Here is a 14,006-nt window from a genome sequence, read left to right as displayed (position 1 = left end):
TCAGGGCGGCGTATCTGCCGCCGTACCCGGCGGGCTCAGGACGGCGTCGCCATCGCCGTACCCGGCGCGCTCAACGGCCGTCGCGGTCGTCCGTGCGCCCAGGGCAGAGGTCGAGCGTGGTGCACAGCATGATCTCCTGGAAGGAGCCGCCCGCGGGCCCCGCGCCCGGCTCCCGGCCGGCATGCGGCACGAACCGCCATTGCGACGCTTTGGCGTGCTGCGTCCTGTCCGCCTTCTCGACATGGGCGTGCAGTGTGCGGGCCACGGGGTCGTTCGTCTCCACCAGCACTTCGCCGGCGCGGAGCGGGAAGTGGTCGTGCAACAGGCAGAGGCCGAACCGGTCCAGATTCCCGTGCTTGGCCAGCACCGCCACCAGATCCTCGACGAACTCGGCGTCCTGGGGCCCCAGTCCTTCGGCCTCCTCGAAGCGGGGAAGCGGATTGCGCGGGACGCCCGTTTCGGTGTCGGTCATGGGTCCTCCGTCAATCGACTGACGGTCAGCGGCTTCCATTGTCGGACGCCGAACCCGCCCCCGCAAATGCCACTGGCACGCCCAAGCAGGTGCGTCTCAGCGGTCCGCCGTGTGTCTGAGCATGACATACACACCGCTTTGTCTACATTCGCCGGGGACATGGAGAGGTGTCAGCCCTATGGCGATGACTCGGTGGTGGCGGCTGCTGCTGCCGCTCCTGGTGCTGGTGGCGTGGGCGGGGGAGTGCGGTCCGGCTCAGGCACGGCAGCGCGATGCCGGTACCGACTGCATGTCGGACGGCCTCAGGGGGAGCACCGTCAGCGCCACGCTGCGGCTGGAGCAGCACAAGCGCTCAACTCCCCGAATTGTTTCCGACATGACGGTGCGGGTGCCCAGACGGTGGCCGCACGCCCGGCATCTGACATTCGGTGAGGAGTCCCCGCAGTACCGCCAGGCGATGCGGTGCCTGCTGCTCGGGGACGAGGCACCCGGGGAACGGAGCGAATGGCATCCCCACGACCCGGTGGTGACCGCCACCGACAACTCGGTCACGGTGCACTACGTCGCCTTCAACTGGATCACCTCGGAAAATCCCGTCCTCGTGGGCCCTTGGCAGGTCATCCCCACGGGGAAGGCATGGATGATCTACCTGTGGCCGCCGACGCTTCAGACCGACCGGTGGAAGCGGATCGAGGTCGATCTAAGCGGCCTCAATTTCAACGACCTCGTGGAGCACGCGTCGTCCACCACCGGGAACCATCTGGTGTGGAAGAACGCGCTGCCCGAAGAGGTGCAGGTGGAGGTCGACCCATCCTGGCAGCGCTTGCTGCCGGTGAAGCTCAGTCAGTCGCTCTGGGCCACCGCGGGCATCGCCTCCTGGTGGGTGTGCGCCTCGGCCCTGATCGCCGTGGCCGCACTCCGTACCGGGCCCGCCGAGGCAGCCACCGGGCGCGGCACGGCACGGCGGCCGGCGATGAGGAAGGCACCCGAGCGGTCGGCGGCGGACGCCTCGGACACCGACATCGGACAGGACGTCAGCTTCAAGCGCACGCTGCTGGAGTGGGCCGGGCTCAGCACGGGGGTCGCTCTGGCCCTGCTCCTGTTCGTCCCGCAGGACCGGTTCTCCCCCCGGTGGCACGCCCTTCTGTGCATCCCCGCGGGCGTGGTCCTGGTCTTCGCCGCCCGCCCGTGGAGCCTGGGCGCGTCACGGACCTCGGCCGGCGCCGGCCCGGACGAGCCGGCCCGGCCGGCAGACGTCCAGCGCCGTCAGGCACTCGCCGTCACGGCCACCACGTGTGCGGTGGCGGGCATCGGCCTGCTGGTGCTCCTGGCCCACGACGTCTTCGGGCTCCCGGGGGGCCTGGGACCGAAGGCGACGACCGCCTTCGGCCGCACCGGGCTCGCCCTGCTGGGGCTGGTGACCGTGTGGTTGTGGCTGGCCGCGATGGCCGCCTGGGCCTGGCGCTTCGTGCGTGAGGGAGGGCTGCTCCAGGGGCGACGCTGGACCAGGCGCTGGGACGAAGCCCCCGTCCGGTGCGTGGCCGTCGTCGGATGCCTGCTGGCCGCCGTCGCCGTGGCACTCTTCGCATGCGCCTGGTGGGTGAGCGAACGACGGTGGAGGCGCGTCAACTGGCTCGTCGAGCAACCCGACCCCTCCGCTCACAACGCGGCCCTGAGCCACACGTTCGCGGATTTCTTCTACACCGACCTGAGATGGCTCTTCGCCTACAGCTGGGTGCTGACGGGAATCGCCCTGCTGGCCCTGCTGCGCTTTCGCAGCGGACCGTTCTGGGCGGACGGCCGCCCTGGACACGAGCGGTTCCCCCTGGGGCCGAGCAAGCCGGATCTCCTGCTGACCGTCTCCTTGTTCGCCTTCTTCGTCGGCGTCCGGGCCGCGAGGTTCGCGGGCGCCGGCGCGCTGTACGGCGTCTGGCTGGTGCTGAACATCCTCGCCCTGTACGCCCTCCTCGCCCTGGGGCGGCGGTGGTCCGTGCTGAGCCGGATGGGGGACCGCTTCTACCGGGTGCGGCTGGCCAGCAAGCAGGACAGGAGCGAACTGCTGGAGAAGGCCCGCCAATACCGCAACGCGAACCATCAGATGCACCTGGTGGACCAGGGCCGCGCCGCCGGAGTGACCTGCGAGCAGGTGGAGGAGAAACTGAACGGGCTGCACCAGTGGGTGGCCACCGCGTGTGAAGGAGCCGACCCGCCGGAGCAGATCTCGGTGCTGGACATCGCCCTGGCCTGGGGACCGGAGGGGCACTGGTGGTCCAACGCGGTGCGCGCGGCACGTCTGGCGTTCTGGTTCGGAACGCCGGCCACCCTGCTGCTCGTCTACTACGAGGCACAGGATTCCTACGCGCGACAGCAAGCCCTCTACTCCCCCATCGGCATTCCGGAGTTCGCCGCCCAGCTGGTCCTCTACCAGCTGGGGTGGGCGGTCGCCGGCTTCACGCTGGGGGCGCTGTGGCGTCTGCTGCCCGGACACCGCAGCCAGGCGCGGGCCTGGCTGCTCACCGCTGCCTACGGATTCCCCGCGGTGCTGGCCGCCGCGCTCATCCACATCATGGACACGGACCCCCGCCAGCTCCTGTTGTACGCCGCGCTCCTGCTCGTCATCCTGACACTCACCAGCATCTGGATGGACCTGGCGACGTTCCAGAGGGAACGGAAGTACTGGCCCAGCGGTTTCGCCCTGCTGCTGTCCATCCACCAGCTGCGCGGGTTGTCCGTAGGCATCACCTGGATCCTGGCCCAGCTCGCGGCCGTCGTGACGATCTACAAGAGCCTGACCCACTGAACGGCCGACCGGGCCCGGGCGGCCACCACACCCGGGCCCGGTCCGTCACGCGTAGGCGGCGATGTCCTTGATCGCGGCGAAGCCGAGGCCGTACGCGCTCATCCCCCGCCCGTACGCGCCCAGGTGGACCCCCGCCTCCGTGGTGCCGGCCAGCACCCAGCCGTACTCGGACTCCCGGTAGTGGAACGAGGCGGACACCCCGTCGACGGGCAGGGAGAGCCGGGACCACTCCGGGCCCTCCAGGTCGTCGGCCAGGGCCCACGCCGTCTCCGTCTGCTGGTCCAGCCAGTCGTCCCGCAGGCTGTGGTCCATCTGCCCGGGCCACGTGAACGACAGCAGCCCCACTCCGGCCAGCCACGCCGCCGAGGACACCGATGTGGCCTCCAGCAGCCCCGTACCGTCGGCGCTGCGCCGGGACGGCTGCGCGGCGACGGTGACCACGACCGCGAACTTCTCCCGGGGTTCGCCGGCGGAGCCGGTCTCGCCCCGCACCGAGGGCTCGTCGCCGTGCCCGATCGCACCGTGCTCGACGGCGCCGTCGGCGGCCGTGCCGACCTGCATCAGCCAGCGCGGCCCCGTGAACGCCTCGTCGAGCCCGTACCACGGGAAGGGCGCCCGCAGGTAACCGTCGACCGTACTCCGGGCGGAGGGGAGTTGCTGTCCGCCCTCCGCGGCCGGCACCTGCGCGCCCACCCGACTCGTCGTCTCCATCTGCCCGGACGCCTCCTCGCTCTCGTCGAACCGGGGTGGCCCGCCCCCCATTCGGGCGTACGCGTCCGGTCCGCACAACAACTCGGCAGCATATCCACACCGCTGGAGGCAGCAGGGCAGGCGTTGGATGCGTGGGTCGCGCGAACGGCCTGTGCGGGCCGTGCGCGACGGGCGTGCCGTATGAAACGCGTCACGTGCGCGGCGTACGCGCGTGCGCGTGTCGGCAGGGGGAGCGCCGGCGGACGCGCTTACGTGGCGTCCGCGTCGAAGGGCGGGCGCTCGTCGTCCCCGGGCGTCTCGGGCTTCTTGGTCATGTCGACGCGCCCGCCGGAGGACGACGGGGACGACGGGGAAGGGGACGAGGAGGAGGAACCGTCGCGGCTGTGGACCGCGTCCGTGACCTCCGCCATCTCCTTCTTCAGGTCGAAGCCGTTGCGGATCTCCTTGAGCCCCAGTTCGTCGTTGTCGAGCTGCTTGCGGATGAACGTCTTGGGGTTGAGGTCCTCGAACTCGAAGTCCTTGAACTCGGGACCCAGCTCGTTACGGATGTCCTGCTTCGCGCTCTCCGAGAACTCGCGGATCTTCCGGATCGTGCGCATCACGTCCTGGATGACCTTCGGGAGCTTGTCCGGACCGAAGACGAGCACGGCGAGCACGATGATCGTCACCAGCTCCAGTGGTCCTATGTCATTGAACACCTGACGCTCCTTGCGATGTCCTCGGTCGGTCAACGGTACCCGGCGTTCCTGTCCGACCGGTACCGTCCCGAGGTGAGACTTCTGTCAGTTCTGCTCCGACGCGCCCAGCACGAGTGACACCTCCCGCTCGATGCCGTCCCGCTCGACCGTCAGCCGCAGCCGGTCCCCCGGCCGGTGGGCGCGGATCTTGACGATCAGCTCCTGGCCGGTGTGGACGCGCTCACCGCCGGCCTCGGTGATGACGTCGCCCGCCTTGAGCCCGGCCCGCTCGCCGGGGCCTCCCCGGGTGACGGCGGAACCTCCGCTCGCGCTCTTGCTGTCGATACGGGCGCCGTCGCCGGTGTAGCCCATGTCGAGGGTCACGCCGATCACCGGATGCGTGGCGTGGCCGTCGTTGATCAGTTCCTCGGCGACGCGCTTGGCCTGGTTGACGGGTATGGCGAAGCCGAGGCCGATGGACCCGGCCTGGCCGCCGTCGGCCTCCGAGCCGCTGCCGGCGGAGCGGATGGCGGAGTTGATGCCGATGACCTGGGCCCGGGAGTCGAGCAGCGGGCCGCCGGAGTTGCCCGGGTTGATGGGGGCGTCGGTCTGGAGCGCGTCGACGTACGAGACGTCGCTGCCGTCGCTCTTCTCCCCGCCGGCGGTGATCGGCCGCTCCTTGGCGCTGATGATGCCGGAGGTGACCGTGTTGGCGAGGTCGAAGGGGGCGCCGATGGCGACGACCGGGTCGCCGACCTCGACGTCGTCGGAGTTGCCGAGGGGCAGCGGGGTGAGCCCGTGGACGCCGCGCACCTGGACCACGGCGAGGTCGTAGCCGCTGTCCCGGCCGACGACCTTGGCCTTGACGGTGTCGCCGCTGCTGAACGTCACGGATATCTCGCCGCCGGTCCCGGCGGGCTCGACCACGTGGTTGTTGGTGAGGATGTGCCCCTCGGCGTCGAGCACGAAGCCGGTGCCGGTGCCCGCCTCGTCGGCGCCACGGACGTGCAGCGTGACCACGCTGGGCAGGGCGCGGGCGGCGATCCCGGCCACGCTGTCCGCCGCCCGGCCGGCCGGCACGCTCCCGGCCTGCGGCAGCCGTACGTCGTCGCCGAAGCCCTCGCGCTGGAGATAGGCGCCGGCGGCTCCGCCGACGCCCGCGGAGAACAGGGCGACGACCAGGGTCCACGCGAACAGGATGCGCCGCGCGCTCCTCTTGCGCTGCTGCTCCGTCGGCACACCCGCACCGGTCTGCTGAAGCGGCTCCCGGGCCGGCGCCTGCTCCTTGGCGGAACCACCGGCCCAGGGGTCGTAACGGCCCCAGGGGTCGGAGCCCTCCGGGGCGGGGGCGGTGGGTGCGGGTACGTGGGCGGCCGGTGCCGGGGCGGAGGCGGGTACGTGCGGTGCGGGCGCGGGGCCGGGCACGTGCGGTGCGGGCGCTGGGCCGGGCACGTGCGGTGCGGGCGCGGAAGGAACGGGCGCCGGTGCGTGCGCCATGGCCGCGGGCAGGGGGGCCGTGGGCGCGGGCAGGGAGGCCGTGGGTGCGGCCGGCGGTGGAGTCGTCGGCGCGGACACGGCCGTTCCGTGCGCCGGAGTCGCCGCCGGATGCTGCACCGGCGGTGCGGGCGCCCAGGGGCCGGGTTCGCCGTACGGCGGGGTGCTGTACGGGTCGGGGTCGTGCAGCGGCTTGGGCCGCTCGACGGGAGCCGCCCAGGAGGCCTCCTCGGCCGCTACGGCGTCTCCACCGGCGCGTTCCCGGACAGCTCCACCGGCGCCGCCCTGGATGCCGCCACCGGCGTCCCCGCGGCTGTCTCCGCCTGCCTCTCCCCGCATGCCGCCGCCGGCGCCACCGCCAGTGTCTCCACCGACGCCACCGCGAACGTCGCCACCGAAGCCACCCTGGATGTCTCCCTCGGCGCCACCCCGGCTGTCTCCCCCGGCGCCACCCCGGACGGCCGACCCGGTTCCGTCCCCGGTTGCTCTCCCGGCCCCTCCCGCGATGTCTCCCTCCGTGCCTCCCCCGTGGGTCCCCCCTCCGTCCGCGCCGGCCGGCAGCCCTGTCGGCTTGGCCAGTTCGAAGTCGCCGTCGGATCCGGTGGCTTCCGGCAGGGCGCCCCCGGCTGCCTCGGTGCGGTCGGCCGGCCTCACTCCCGCCGCCCCCTCCGGTCCGTCCACCGGCGGGACACGGTTCCCCTCGTTCATGCTCTCCCCACGGCTGGGCCGCGACCGCGCGCTGCCGCGGCCATGGAACGTCGTCCACCGCCCCCGGGTCGTCGCCGCGGGAGCGGTCTCACAGGATTCAACCAGGTTCGCGGGGCCGGGGCGCAGCGGCCGGTCAGGGCGACTGGTGGGGCACGGCGGGAGCGGCCGGGGAAGCCGGGGCGGCGGAGGGAACGGTGTCGGGGACGGGGGCGGGCAGCAGGCCGAAGCCGGCGACTCCGGGGGTGGTGGACCAGTCGGCGAGCGGCAGGTCCACCGTCTCGTCGAGCTTGCGTATCAGCGGGGAGACGGCGGCCGCACCGGCCAGCACGGGAGCGGTCACGGCGCGCACCGGCTCGGCCCGGTCCTGCCCGGCGACGGGGGACGGCACTCCGGGGAGCAGCGGCGCGGACAGGGTGGTCGGCGCCGCCGGGACCGGTCCGAGCGGCGCACCGCCCTGGGCGAGCAGCGGCCCCACCGGGCGGCGGCGCTGGGTGTCCGGCGTGGCCGCGCCTCCGCCCGCGCCGGCCGAGCGGGCCGGGATCACATTGCTGCCGGCGCCGGTGCCGCCGCGGGCGTCCGTGGTCAGGTCGCCGGGGAGGGAGGTGGTGACGCCGCCGAGGGCGACCGCGGCCAGCGACACCGCGCCGGCGGCGGCGAACGCGAACCGCAGCCCGCGCGAGGCGGAGCGGCCGTCGTCCGGGCGGCCGACGGGATGGATGCGGAAGCCGCGGTCCTCGGGTGCGGCGACGCGGTCCGCGCGGGCCGGGAGGAAGCCGGGGGCGCGGGCGGGAACGTACCCGAACGGGAGGCGCTCGCCGCGACTCACGCCGAACGGCCCGGAGGCGTCGGAGGCGTCGGACGGTCCCGTGGCCGGGCCGCCGAGGAGTCCGCCCCCCGGCGACGGCGTGCCGCCGTCGTTCGGGTCACCTCCCCCGGGCAGGCCCTGGAGGCGGGCCAGGAAGCTCGCCGAGGGCGGGGGCGGGGCCGCCGCCGCGAACACGTTCTTCAGCGCGCGCTGGGCGTCCGCCTCCGCCTTGCACCGGGCGCAGGTGGCCAGGTGCGCGAGGACACGCTCACGCGTCTCATGACCGAGCTCTCCGTCCACGAGGGCGGAGAGCCGGTCTCCCAGGTGCTGCTCTGCGAGGCGCGCCTCCTCGACAGGTTTCGGCCGAGATCCACTCACGCGGTCGCGCCCCCTCCCCCCAGAGCGGGGACACGGGGGGCCAGGAAGGAGCGCCGCTCGGCCGCGCGGGCCTCCGGGGAGCGGTGCGCGAGGGCCTTGCGGAGCTGGGACCGGCCGCGGTGGATGCGGGAGCGGACCGTGCCGAGCTTCACGCCGAGGGTCGCGGCGATCTCCTCGTACGACAGCCCTTCGATGTCGCACAGGACGACGGCGGCGCGGAACTCGGGCGCGAGGGTGTCGAGGGCCTGCTGGACGTCGGCGTCGAAGTGGGCGTCGTTGAAGAGCTGCTGGGGGGTGGGCTCGCGGCTGGCCAGGCGCTCGGCCGCGTCCTCGCCGAGGGCGTCGAAGCGGATGCGCTGCTTGCGCCGGACCATGTCCAGGAAGAGGTTGGTGGTGATGCGGTGCAGCCAGCCCTCGAAGGTGCCCGGCGAGTACGTCGACAGGGAACGGAAGACACGGACGAAGACCTCCTGGGTGAGGTCCTCGGCGTCGTGCTGGTTGCCCGTCAGGCGGTAGGCGAGTCGGTAGACCCGGCCGCTGTGTGTGCTGACGATCTCCTCCCACGCGGGCGGAGTCCACGCCTGCCCGTCCGCGTCGGTGGCGAAGGTCGCGGTCTGGGTCTCGCCTGCGGCGAGACCGGCGGCGTGGCTGTCGGCAGCGGTGTCGGTCACGGATTTCGGCCTGCCCGCCGACCCGAGGAAGCGCCGCAGCACTCCGCCCCGGTCCCCGGGCGCAGCCGCACCTCCCCTGTCGGCTCTGGTGGTGTCCAGTGGAGCCCCTACCATAGCCACCTCGCCCGTTAGCTCCGGATAAGCGGTTTTACGAGAATTTGATGCACGCTGATACGGCTCGTGCGGCCGCGTCAGCGGTTGCTCGGCGTCCTGATCCACCTCTCGCCCCCCGTCGCGTCCCCGATCACCGGCTCATCCTTCTAAACGCGCGGTCCCATCTGCGGGTTCCCGACGCCAACGGATACAGTCACGCCCAGGCAACCACGGGGACAGGAGAGGGTCATTACCGGCAACCGGCAGACGAGCTGGGCGTTCGCCGACGCCTTTGTCGCCGAGGACGAAGCGCTGCGCTGGGCCCGCGACCGGGCCCGCGAGGCAGGGCTGCGCTCGGTGTCGCCCAGCACGGGCGCCGCGCTGCGACTGCTCGCCGCCTCCGTGGACGCGAAGGCGGTCGCGGAGATCGGCACGGGCTGCGGGGTGTCCGGCATCCATCTGCTGCACGGGATGCGGCCGGACGGGGTGCTCACCACGGTGGACCCGGAGCCGGAGCACCAGCAGTTCGCCCGGCAGGCCTTCCGTGTCTGCGGCTTCGCCAGCAACCGGGCCCGGTTCATCCCCGGCCGCGCGCTGGACGTGCTGCCGCGTCTCGCGGACGCCGGCTACGACCTCGTCTTCTGCGACGGGGACCGCCTGGAGTACCCGGACTACCTCGCTGAATCGTTGCGTCTGCTGCGGCCGGGCGGCCTGGTGGTGTTCGAGGGCGTGTTCGCCAACGGCCGCACGGTCGACTCCGGGCCGCAGCCGACCGAGGTGCTGCGGCTGCGCGAGCTGCTGCGCACGGTGCGGGAGAGCCAGGAACTGGTCCCCTCGCTGCTGCCGGTGGGCGACGGCCTGCTGTGCGCCGTCAAGCGCTGAGGCCGCGCCGGGGGGTGCGGGAACGCGGCTGCCCCGGCACCGCGTACGATGCCGGGGCAGCCGGAAGGACTGATCGCTGGGACGTCAGACGACGACCTTCTTCAGGGCGTCGCCGAGCGCCTCGGCCTCGTCAGGGGTCAGCTCGACGACGAGTCGACCGCCGCCTTCGAGCGGAACGCGCATGACGATGCCCCGCCCCTCCTTGGTCACCTCGAGCGGGCCATCACCCGTCCGCGGCTTCATGGCCGCCATGCTCGTTCCCCTTCCTGAAACCCAGCTCATCGTCTGCCGACGGCCCCACGGGGCACCCGCCGTCCGCAACGGACACGCGACACCGGCATCGAACACATTGCTTCCAAGCCATTATCCCGCATCGCAGGACCCGATGACCAACATCGGTCGGCATCGCTTGGGCAACGCGCGCGAGCAAAACCACCCAATTCGGCGATGTGGCTGCGATACTGCGCCCCCGCACGGAGATCCGCCGACGGCTTTCGCTCCGGTTTTCTTTGACGCAGGTCACACGTCCGGTCCGGCCCTTGGACGGCGATCTCCGCCATGCTGTCCTCAGACATGGACGTACTGAGCGGTACGTCACCAGCCGCGAACCGGAGGGGATGCGCCATGGCCGACACCGTGCTCTACGAGGTGGGCGACGGACTCGCGACGATCACGCTGAACCGCCCCGAGGCGATGAACGCGCTGAACATCGCGACCAAGGTCGCCCTGCGGGAGGCGGCGGAAGAGGCGGCCGGCGACACGGCCGTGCGGGCGATCCTGCTGACCGCCGCCGGGGACCGGGCGTTCTGCGTCGGCCAGGACCTCAAGGAGCACATCGGGCTGCTGGCCAGTGACCGGGAGACCGGGGCCGGGCAGACGATGACCACGGTCAGGGAGCACTACAACCCGATCGTGCGGGCGCTCGCCGGGGCGCCGAAGCCGGTGGTCGCGGCGGTGAACGGCGTGGCGGCGGGGGCCGGGTTCGGCTTCGCGCTCGCCGCGGACTACCGGCTGGTGGCCGACAGCGCCTCCTTCAACACGTCGTTCGCCGGCGTGGCCCTGACCGCCGACTCCGGGATCTCCTGGACGCTGCCCCGGGTGATCGGCCCGAGCCGCGCCGCCGACCTGCTGCTCTTCCCGCGCAGCATCGGCGCGCAGGACGCGCTGGAGCTGGGGATCGCCAACCGGGTCGTCCCTCTGGCCGAGCTGCGCGCGGAGGCCGGGAAGGTGGCGCGGGCGCTGGCCTCGGGGCCGACGGTGGCGTACGCGGCGATCAAGGAGGCGGTGGCCTTCGGGCTGACGCACTCCCTCGCCGAGACGCTGGAGAAGGAGGACGAGCTCCAGACCCGGGCGGGGCGGTCCGAGGACCACGCCATCGCCGTCCAGGCGTTCGTGGACAAGGAGAAGCCGAAGTACCTGGGGCGGTAGCTCAGGGGGCGCTCCTCGCCACGCACGTCTCCAGGTGGTCGTCGACCAGGCCGCACGCCTGCATCAGGGCGTACGCTGTCGTCGGGCCCACGAATCTGAGCCCCCGCGTCTTCAGGGCCTTGGACAGGGCCGTCGACTCCGGGGTCACGGCCGGGACGTCCGCGAGGGTCTTCGGGGCCGGGCGGGTGGCCGGGTCGGGGGCGTGGGACCAGATCAGGGCGTCCAGCTCGCCCTCGGCCCAGTCGGCGAGGACCCGGGCGTTGGCGAGGGTGGCGTCGATCTTGGCCCGGTTGCGGATGATGCCGGGGTCGGCGAGCAGGCGGTCGCGGTCGGTCTCGGTGAAGGCGGCGACCTTCTCGATGCGGAAGCCGGCGAAGGCCGCGCGGAAGCCCGGACGGCGGCGCAGGATCGTGATCCAGGACAGGCCCGACTGGAATGCCTCCAGGCTGAGCCGCTCGAAGAGGGCGTCGTCGCCGTGGACCGGGCGGCCCCACTCCTCGTCGTGGTACGACACGTAGTCGACGGTGGACAGGGCCCAGGGGCAGCGCAGGGCGCCGTCCGGGCCGGGGACGGCCGCTCCGGTGGTCATCGCTCCTCCTCCGGGCCCTCGCCGCGGTCCCGCGGTGCCTGGTGCGCGTGCGCGGCGGCGGCTCTCGCACCCGCCAGCGCGGACTCCAGGTCGGCGATGCGGACGTCCCGCTCCGCCAGTTCCGCGGCGAGCCGGCCGAGCGCGTCGTCGACGTCGGCCATGCGGTAGCCGCGCGGGGCGAGGGGGAAGCGCAGGCTCTCCACGTCCGCGCGGCCCACCGGGCGGTCCGCGGGGAGGGGGTCCTGGAGCCGCTCGGGCGCCACCTCGGGCAGGGGGGCGCTCTCCCCGCCGCCCACCACGGCCAGGGTCACCGCGGCGACCACGACGGCCAGCGCGACGACCAGGAAAAAGAACATCACCATCGCCTCAGGGTCCCCACGCTCGTTACCGGACGCTGTGCCGGAAGCCGAAACTGTCAGGGTCCGATCGTGCCATGCGAGTCCGACGGTTAGGGTCGCAGGCGGCCGTACTGCGGAACGTACTAGGAGAGGTCACAGCGGATGCTCAGGCTGGGCAGGCGGGAATTCGGGCCGCACGAGCCGGTGATCATGGCGATCGTGAACCGGACGCCGGATTCCTTCTACGACCGGGGAGCCACCTTCGGCGACGAGCCGGCCCTGGCGCGCGTGGAGCAGGCGGTGGCCGAGGGCGCCGCGATCATCGACATCGGCGGGGTCAAGGCCGGGCCCGGGGAAGAGGTCACCGCGAAGGAGGAGGCGCGCCGGACGGTCGGCTTCGTCGCGGAGGTACGGCGGCGCTTCCCCGATGTGATCATCAGCGTGGACACCTGGCGGGCCGAGGTCGGCGAGGCCGTGTGCGAGGCCGGCGCGGATCTGCTGAACGACGCGTGGGGCGGGGTCGACCCCGGGCTCGCGCAGGTCGCGGCGCGCTACGGGGTGGGGCTGGTGTGCACGCACGCCGGGGGCGTGGAGCCGCGTACGCGTCCGCACCGGGTGACGTACGACGACGTCATGGCCGACATCCTGGACGTGACCGTGGGGCTGGCCGAGCGGGCGGTCGCGCTCGGCGTGCCGCGCGAGTCGGTGCTGATCGACCCCGGGCACGACTTCGGGAAGAACACGCGGCACAGCCTGGAGGCGACGCGGCGGCTGGACGAGATGGTGGCCACCGGGTGGCCGGTGCTGGTGTCGCTGTCGAACAAGGACTTCGTCGGGGAGACGCTGGACCGGCCGGTGAAGGAACGGCTGATCGGCACGCTGGCGACGACCGCCGTCTCCGCGTGGCTGGGGGCGCAGGTGTACCGGGTGCACGAGGTGGCCGAGACCCGTCAGGTGCTGGAGATGGTGGCGTCCATCGCGGGCCACCGGGTTCCCGCCGTGGCCCGCCGGGGCCTGGCCTGACCGGCCCGGGGGGCCGAGGCGGGTGGGACGTCCCCCTCAGCCCCCCCGGTGGGGACGCCTAGCGGGCCGCCTCCTTGGACACGAGGGACACCGCCTCGTCCACGTCGTCCGTCACGTGGAACAGCAGGAGGTCCTTCTCCGACGCCTTGCCCTGGGCCACCAGCGTGTTCTTCAGCCAGTCCACCAGGCCGCCCCAGTACTCGCTGCCGAACAGGACGATCGGGAACTGGGTGACCTTCTGGGTCTGGACCAGGGTCAGCGCCTCGAAGAGCTCGTCGAGGGTGCCGAGGCCGCCGGGGAGGACCACGAAGCCCTGCGCGTACTTCACGAACATCATCTTGCGGACGAAGAAGTAGCGGAAGTTCAGGCCGATGTCGACATAGGGGTTGAGCCCCTGCTCGAAGGGAAGTTCGATTCCGAGGCCGACCGAGACGCCGCCCGCCTCGCACGCCCCCTTGTTGGCGGCCTCCATCGCTCCCGGGCCACCGCCCGTGATGACCGCCCAGCCGGCCTGCACGAGCCCCCGGCCGAGCCGCACGCCCGCCTCGTACTCCACGGAGTCCACCGGGGTCCGCGCCGAGCCGAACACGCTGATGGCGGGCGGGAGTTCGGCGAGCGTACCGAAGCCCTCGATGAACTCCGACTGGATCCGCAGGACCCGCCAGGGGTCGGTGTGCACCCAGTCGGTGGGGGCGCGCTCGTCCAGCAGCCGCTGGTCGGTCGTGCTGGCCGTCACCTGACCCCGCCGTCGGAGGACCGGTCCGAGCCGCTGCTCGTCCGGCGGCTGCTTCTTCCCCTCGGGATTGCCGGTAGGCATGTGCGCTCCCTCCGCTTGCCGGTAGTTCGATCTCAGACTAGATCTACGCGGGTTACCGCGGGGGGACCTGCGCATGTCCGACGCGCGGTGGCGCGCCCCCGCACGGGCTAGGTGTATTGG

Annotated in this window: 14 protein-coding genes; 4 read left to right on the top strand and 10 right to left on the bottom strand. The window is 72.6% G+C overall.

Features of this window, described 5'->3' with window-relative positions; translation table 11 throughout:
- Positions 1–70: 70 nt before the first annotated feature.
- The gene (locus AQJ11_RS41615) at positions 71–472 is read right to left on the bottom strand and encodes a hypothetical protein (protein WP_059266926.1); all 402 of its coding nucleotides are present in this window, start codon (positions 470–472) and stop codon (positions 71–73) included.
- Positions 473–650: 178 nt separating this feature from the next.
- Between AQJ11_RS41615 and AQJ11_RS41610 the strand changes: the two genes are divergently transcribed.
- A complete protein-coding gene (locus tag AQJ11_RS41610) occupies positions 651–3,272 on the top strand; it encodes a DUF6185 family protein (protein WP_059266924.1) in 2,622 nt (873 codons plus the stop codon).
- A gap of 45 nt (positions 3,273–3,317) precedes the next feature.
- Here AQJ11_RS41610 and AQJ11_RS41605 read toward each other — a convergent pair whose 3' ends face one another.
- From AQJ11_RS41605 to sigE, 5 genes are all read right to left on the bottom strand, one after another.
- Positions 3,318–3,983: a hypothetical protein gene (locus AQJ11_RS41605; protein ID WP_014674812.1), complete on the bottom strand. Its 666-nt coding sequence runs from the start codon at positions 3,981–3,983 to the stop codon at positions 3,318–3,320.
- A 248-nt stretch (positions 3,984–4,231) separates the two neighbouring features.
- Positions 4,232–4,681, bottom strand: coding sequence for a sec-independent translocase (locus AQJ11_RS41600; protein WP_014674811.1), 450 nt, complete (start codon positions 4,679–4,681; stop codon positions 4,232–4,234).
- A gap of 84 nt (positions 4,682–4,765) precedes the next feature.
- The gene (locus AQJ11_RS41595) at positions 4,766–6,493 is read right to left on the bottom strand and encodes a S1C family serine protease (protein ID WP_059266922.1); all 1,728 of its coding nucleotides are present in this window, start codon (positions 6,491–6,493) and stop codon (positions 4,766–4,768) included.
- Between the two features lie 502 nt (positions 6,494–6,995).
- Complete coding sequence (locus AQJ11_RS41590; protein ID WP_208616747.1) at positions 6,996–8,045, bottom strand: zf-HC2 domain-containing protein; 1,050 nt, start codon at positions 8,043–8,045, stop codon at positions 6,996–6,998.
- Positions 8,042–8,758, bottom strand: a complete 717-nt coding sequence (gene sigE / locus AQJ11_RS41585) for an RNA polymerase sigma factor SigE (RefSeq protein ID WP_078611813.1) — start codon at positions 8,756–8,758, stop codon at positions 8,042–8,044. The genes AQJ11_RS41590 and sigE overlap by 4 nt, the downstream gene beginning before the upstream one ends.
- A gap of 234 nt (positions 8,759–8,992) precedes the next feature.
- Here sigE and AQJ11_RS41580 point away from each other — a divergent pair, with 234 nt between their 5' ends.
- Complete coding sequence (locus AQJ11_RS41580) at positions 8,993–9,691, top strand: O-methyltransferase (RefSeq protein WP_078611812.1); 699 nt, start codon at positions 8,993–8,995, stop codon at positions 9,689–9,691.
- A gap of 84 nt (positions 9,692–9,775) precedes the next feature.
- Here the strand turns inward: AQJ11_RS41580 and AQJ11_RS47640 are convergent, their stop codons facing one another.
- Positions 9,776–9,943 carry a DUF3117 domain-containing protein gene (locus AQJ11_RS47640; RefSeq protein WP_018544333.1) on the bottom strand — a complete coding sequence of 56 codons (168 nt, stop codon included), beginning with the start codon at positions 9,941–9,943 and terminating at the stop codon, positions 9,776–9,778.
- Between the two features lie 372 nt (positions 9,944–10,315).
- Here AQJ11_RS47640 and chcB point away from each other — a divergent pair, with 372 nt between their 5' ends.
- Positions 10,316–11,119, top strand: coding sequence for a 2-cyclohexenylcarbonyl CoA isomerase (gene chcB, locus AQJ11_RS41575; RefSeq protein WP_014674805.1), 804 nt, complete (start codon positions 10,316–10,318; stop codon positions 11,117–11,119).
- A 1-nt stretch (position 11,120) separates the two neighbouring features.
- Here chcB and AQJ11_RS41570 read toward each other — a convergent pair whose 3' ends face one another.
- Positions 11,121–11,708 (bottom strand): DNA-3-methyladenine glycosylase I, encoded by a 588-nt coding sequence (locus AQJ11_RS41570; protein ID WP_059266919.1) that lies wholly within the window; start codon positions 11,706–11,708, stop codon positions 11,121–11,123.
- On the bottom strand, positions 11,705–12,070 hold the full coding sequence (locus AQJ11_RS41565; RefSeq protein ID WP_059266917.1) for a DivIVA domain-containing protein: 366 nt from the start codon (positions 12,068–12,070) through the stop codon (positions 11,705–11,707). Before AQJ11_RS41565 ends, AQJ11_RS41570 begins: the two co-directional genes overlap by 4 nt.
- A 138-nt stretch (positions 12,071–12,208) precedes the next feature.
- Between AQJ11_RS41565 and folP the strand changes: the two genes are divergently transcribed.
- Positions 12,209–13,069 (top strand): dihydropteroate synthase, encoded by an 861-nt coding sequence (gene folP / locus AQJ11_RS41560; protein WP_014674802.1) that lies wholly within the window; start codon positions 12,209–12,211, stop codon positions 13,067–13,069.
- 58 nt (positions 13,070–13,127) lie between these two features.
- Here folP and AQJ11_RS41555 read toward each other — a convergent pair whose 3' ends face one another.
- The gene (locus AQJ11_RS41555; RefSeq protein WP_059266915.1) at positions 13,128–13,886 is read right to left on the bottom strand and encodes an LOG family protein; all 759 of its coding nucleotides are present in this window, start codon (positions 13,884–13,886) and stop codon (positions 13,128–13,130) included.
- Positions 13,887–14,006 lie beyond the last annotated feature (120 nt).

The sequence above is a fragment of the Streptomyces corchorusii genome, assembly GCF_001514055.1.
GTDB lineage: Bacteria > Actinomycetota > Actinomycetes > Streptomycetales > Streptomycetaceae > Streptomyces > Streptomyces olivaceoviridis.
This window is presented reverse-complemented; position numbering and strand designations above follow the sequence as displayed.

Coding starts and splice junctions, on each gene's coding strand:
- AQJ11_RS41570 (WP_059266919.1), bottom strand. CDS start 11,708: ATGACCACCGGAGCGGCCGTCCCCGGCCCGGACGGCGCCCTGCGCTGC.
- AQJ11_RS41565 (WP_059266917.1), bottom strand. CDS start 12,070: ATGGTGATGTTCTTTTTCCTGGTCGTCGCGCTGGCCGTCGTGGTCGCC.
- AQJ11_RS47640 (WP_018544333.1), bottom strand. CDS start 9,943: ATGGCGGCCATGAAGCCGCGGACGGGTGATGGCCCGCTCGAGGTGACC.
- chcB (WP_014674805.1), top strand. CDS start 10,316: ATGGCCGACACCGTGCTCTACGAGGTGGGCGACGGACTCGCGACGATC.
- AQJ11_RS41615 (WP_059266926.1), bottom strand. CDS start 472: ATGACCGACACCGAAACGGGCGTCCCGCGCAATCCGCTTCCCCGCTTC.
- AQJ11_RS41595 (WP_059266922.1), bottom strand. CDS start 6,493: ATGCGGGGAGAGGCAGGCGGAGACAGCCGCGGGGACGCCGGTGGCGGC.
- AQJ11_RS41605 (WP_014674812.1), bottom strand. CDS start 3,983: ATGGAGACGACGAGTCGGGTGGGCGCGCAGGTGCCGGCCGCGGAGGGC.
- folP (WP_014674802.1), top strand. CDS start 12,209: ATGCTCAGGCTGGGCAGGCGGGAATTCGGGCCGCACGAGCCGGTGATC.
- AQJ11_RS41610 (WP_059266924.1), top strand. CDS start 651: ATGGCGATGACTCGGTGGTGGCGGCTGCTGCTGCCGCTCCTGGTGCTG.
- AQJ11_RS41555 (WP_059266915.1), bottom strand. CDS start 13,886: ATGCCTACCGGCAATCCCGAGGGGAAGAAGCAGCCGCCGGACGAGCAG.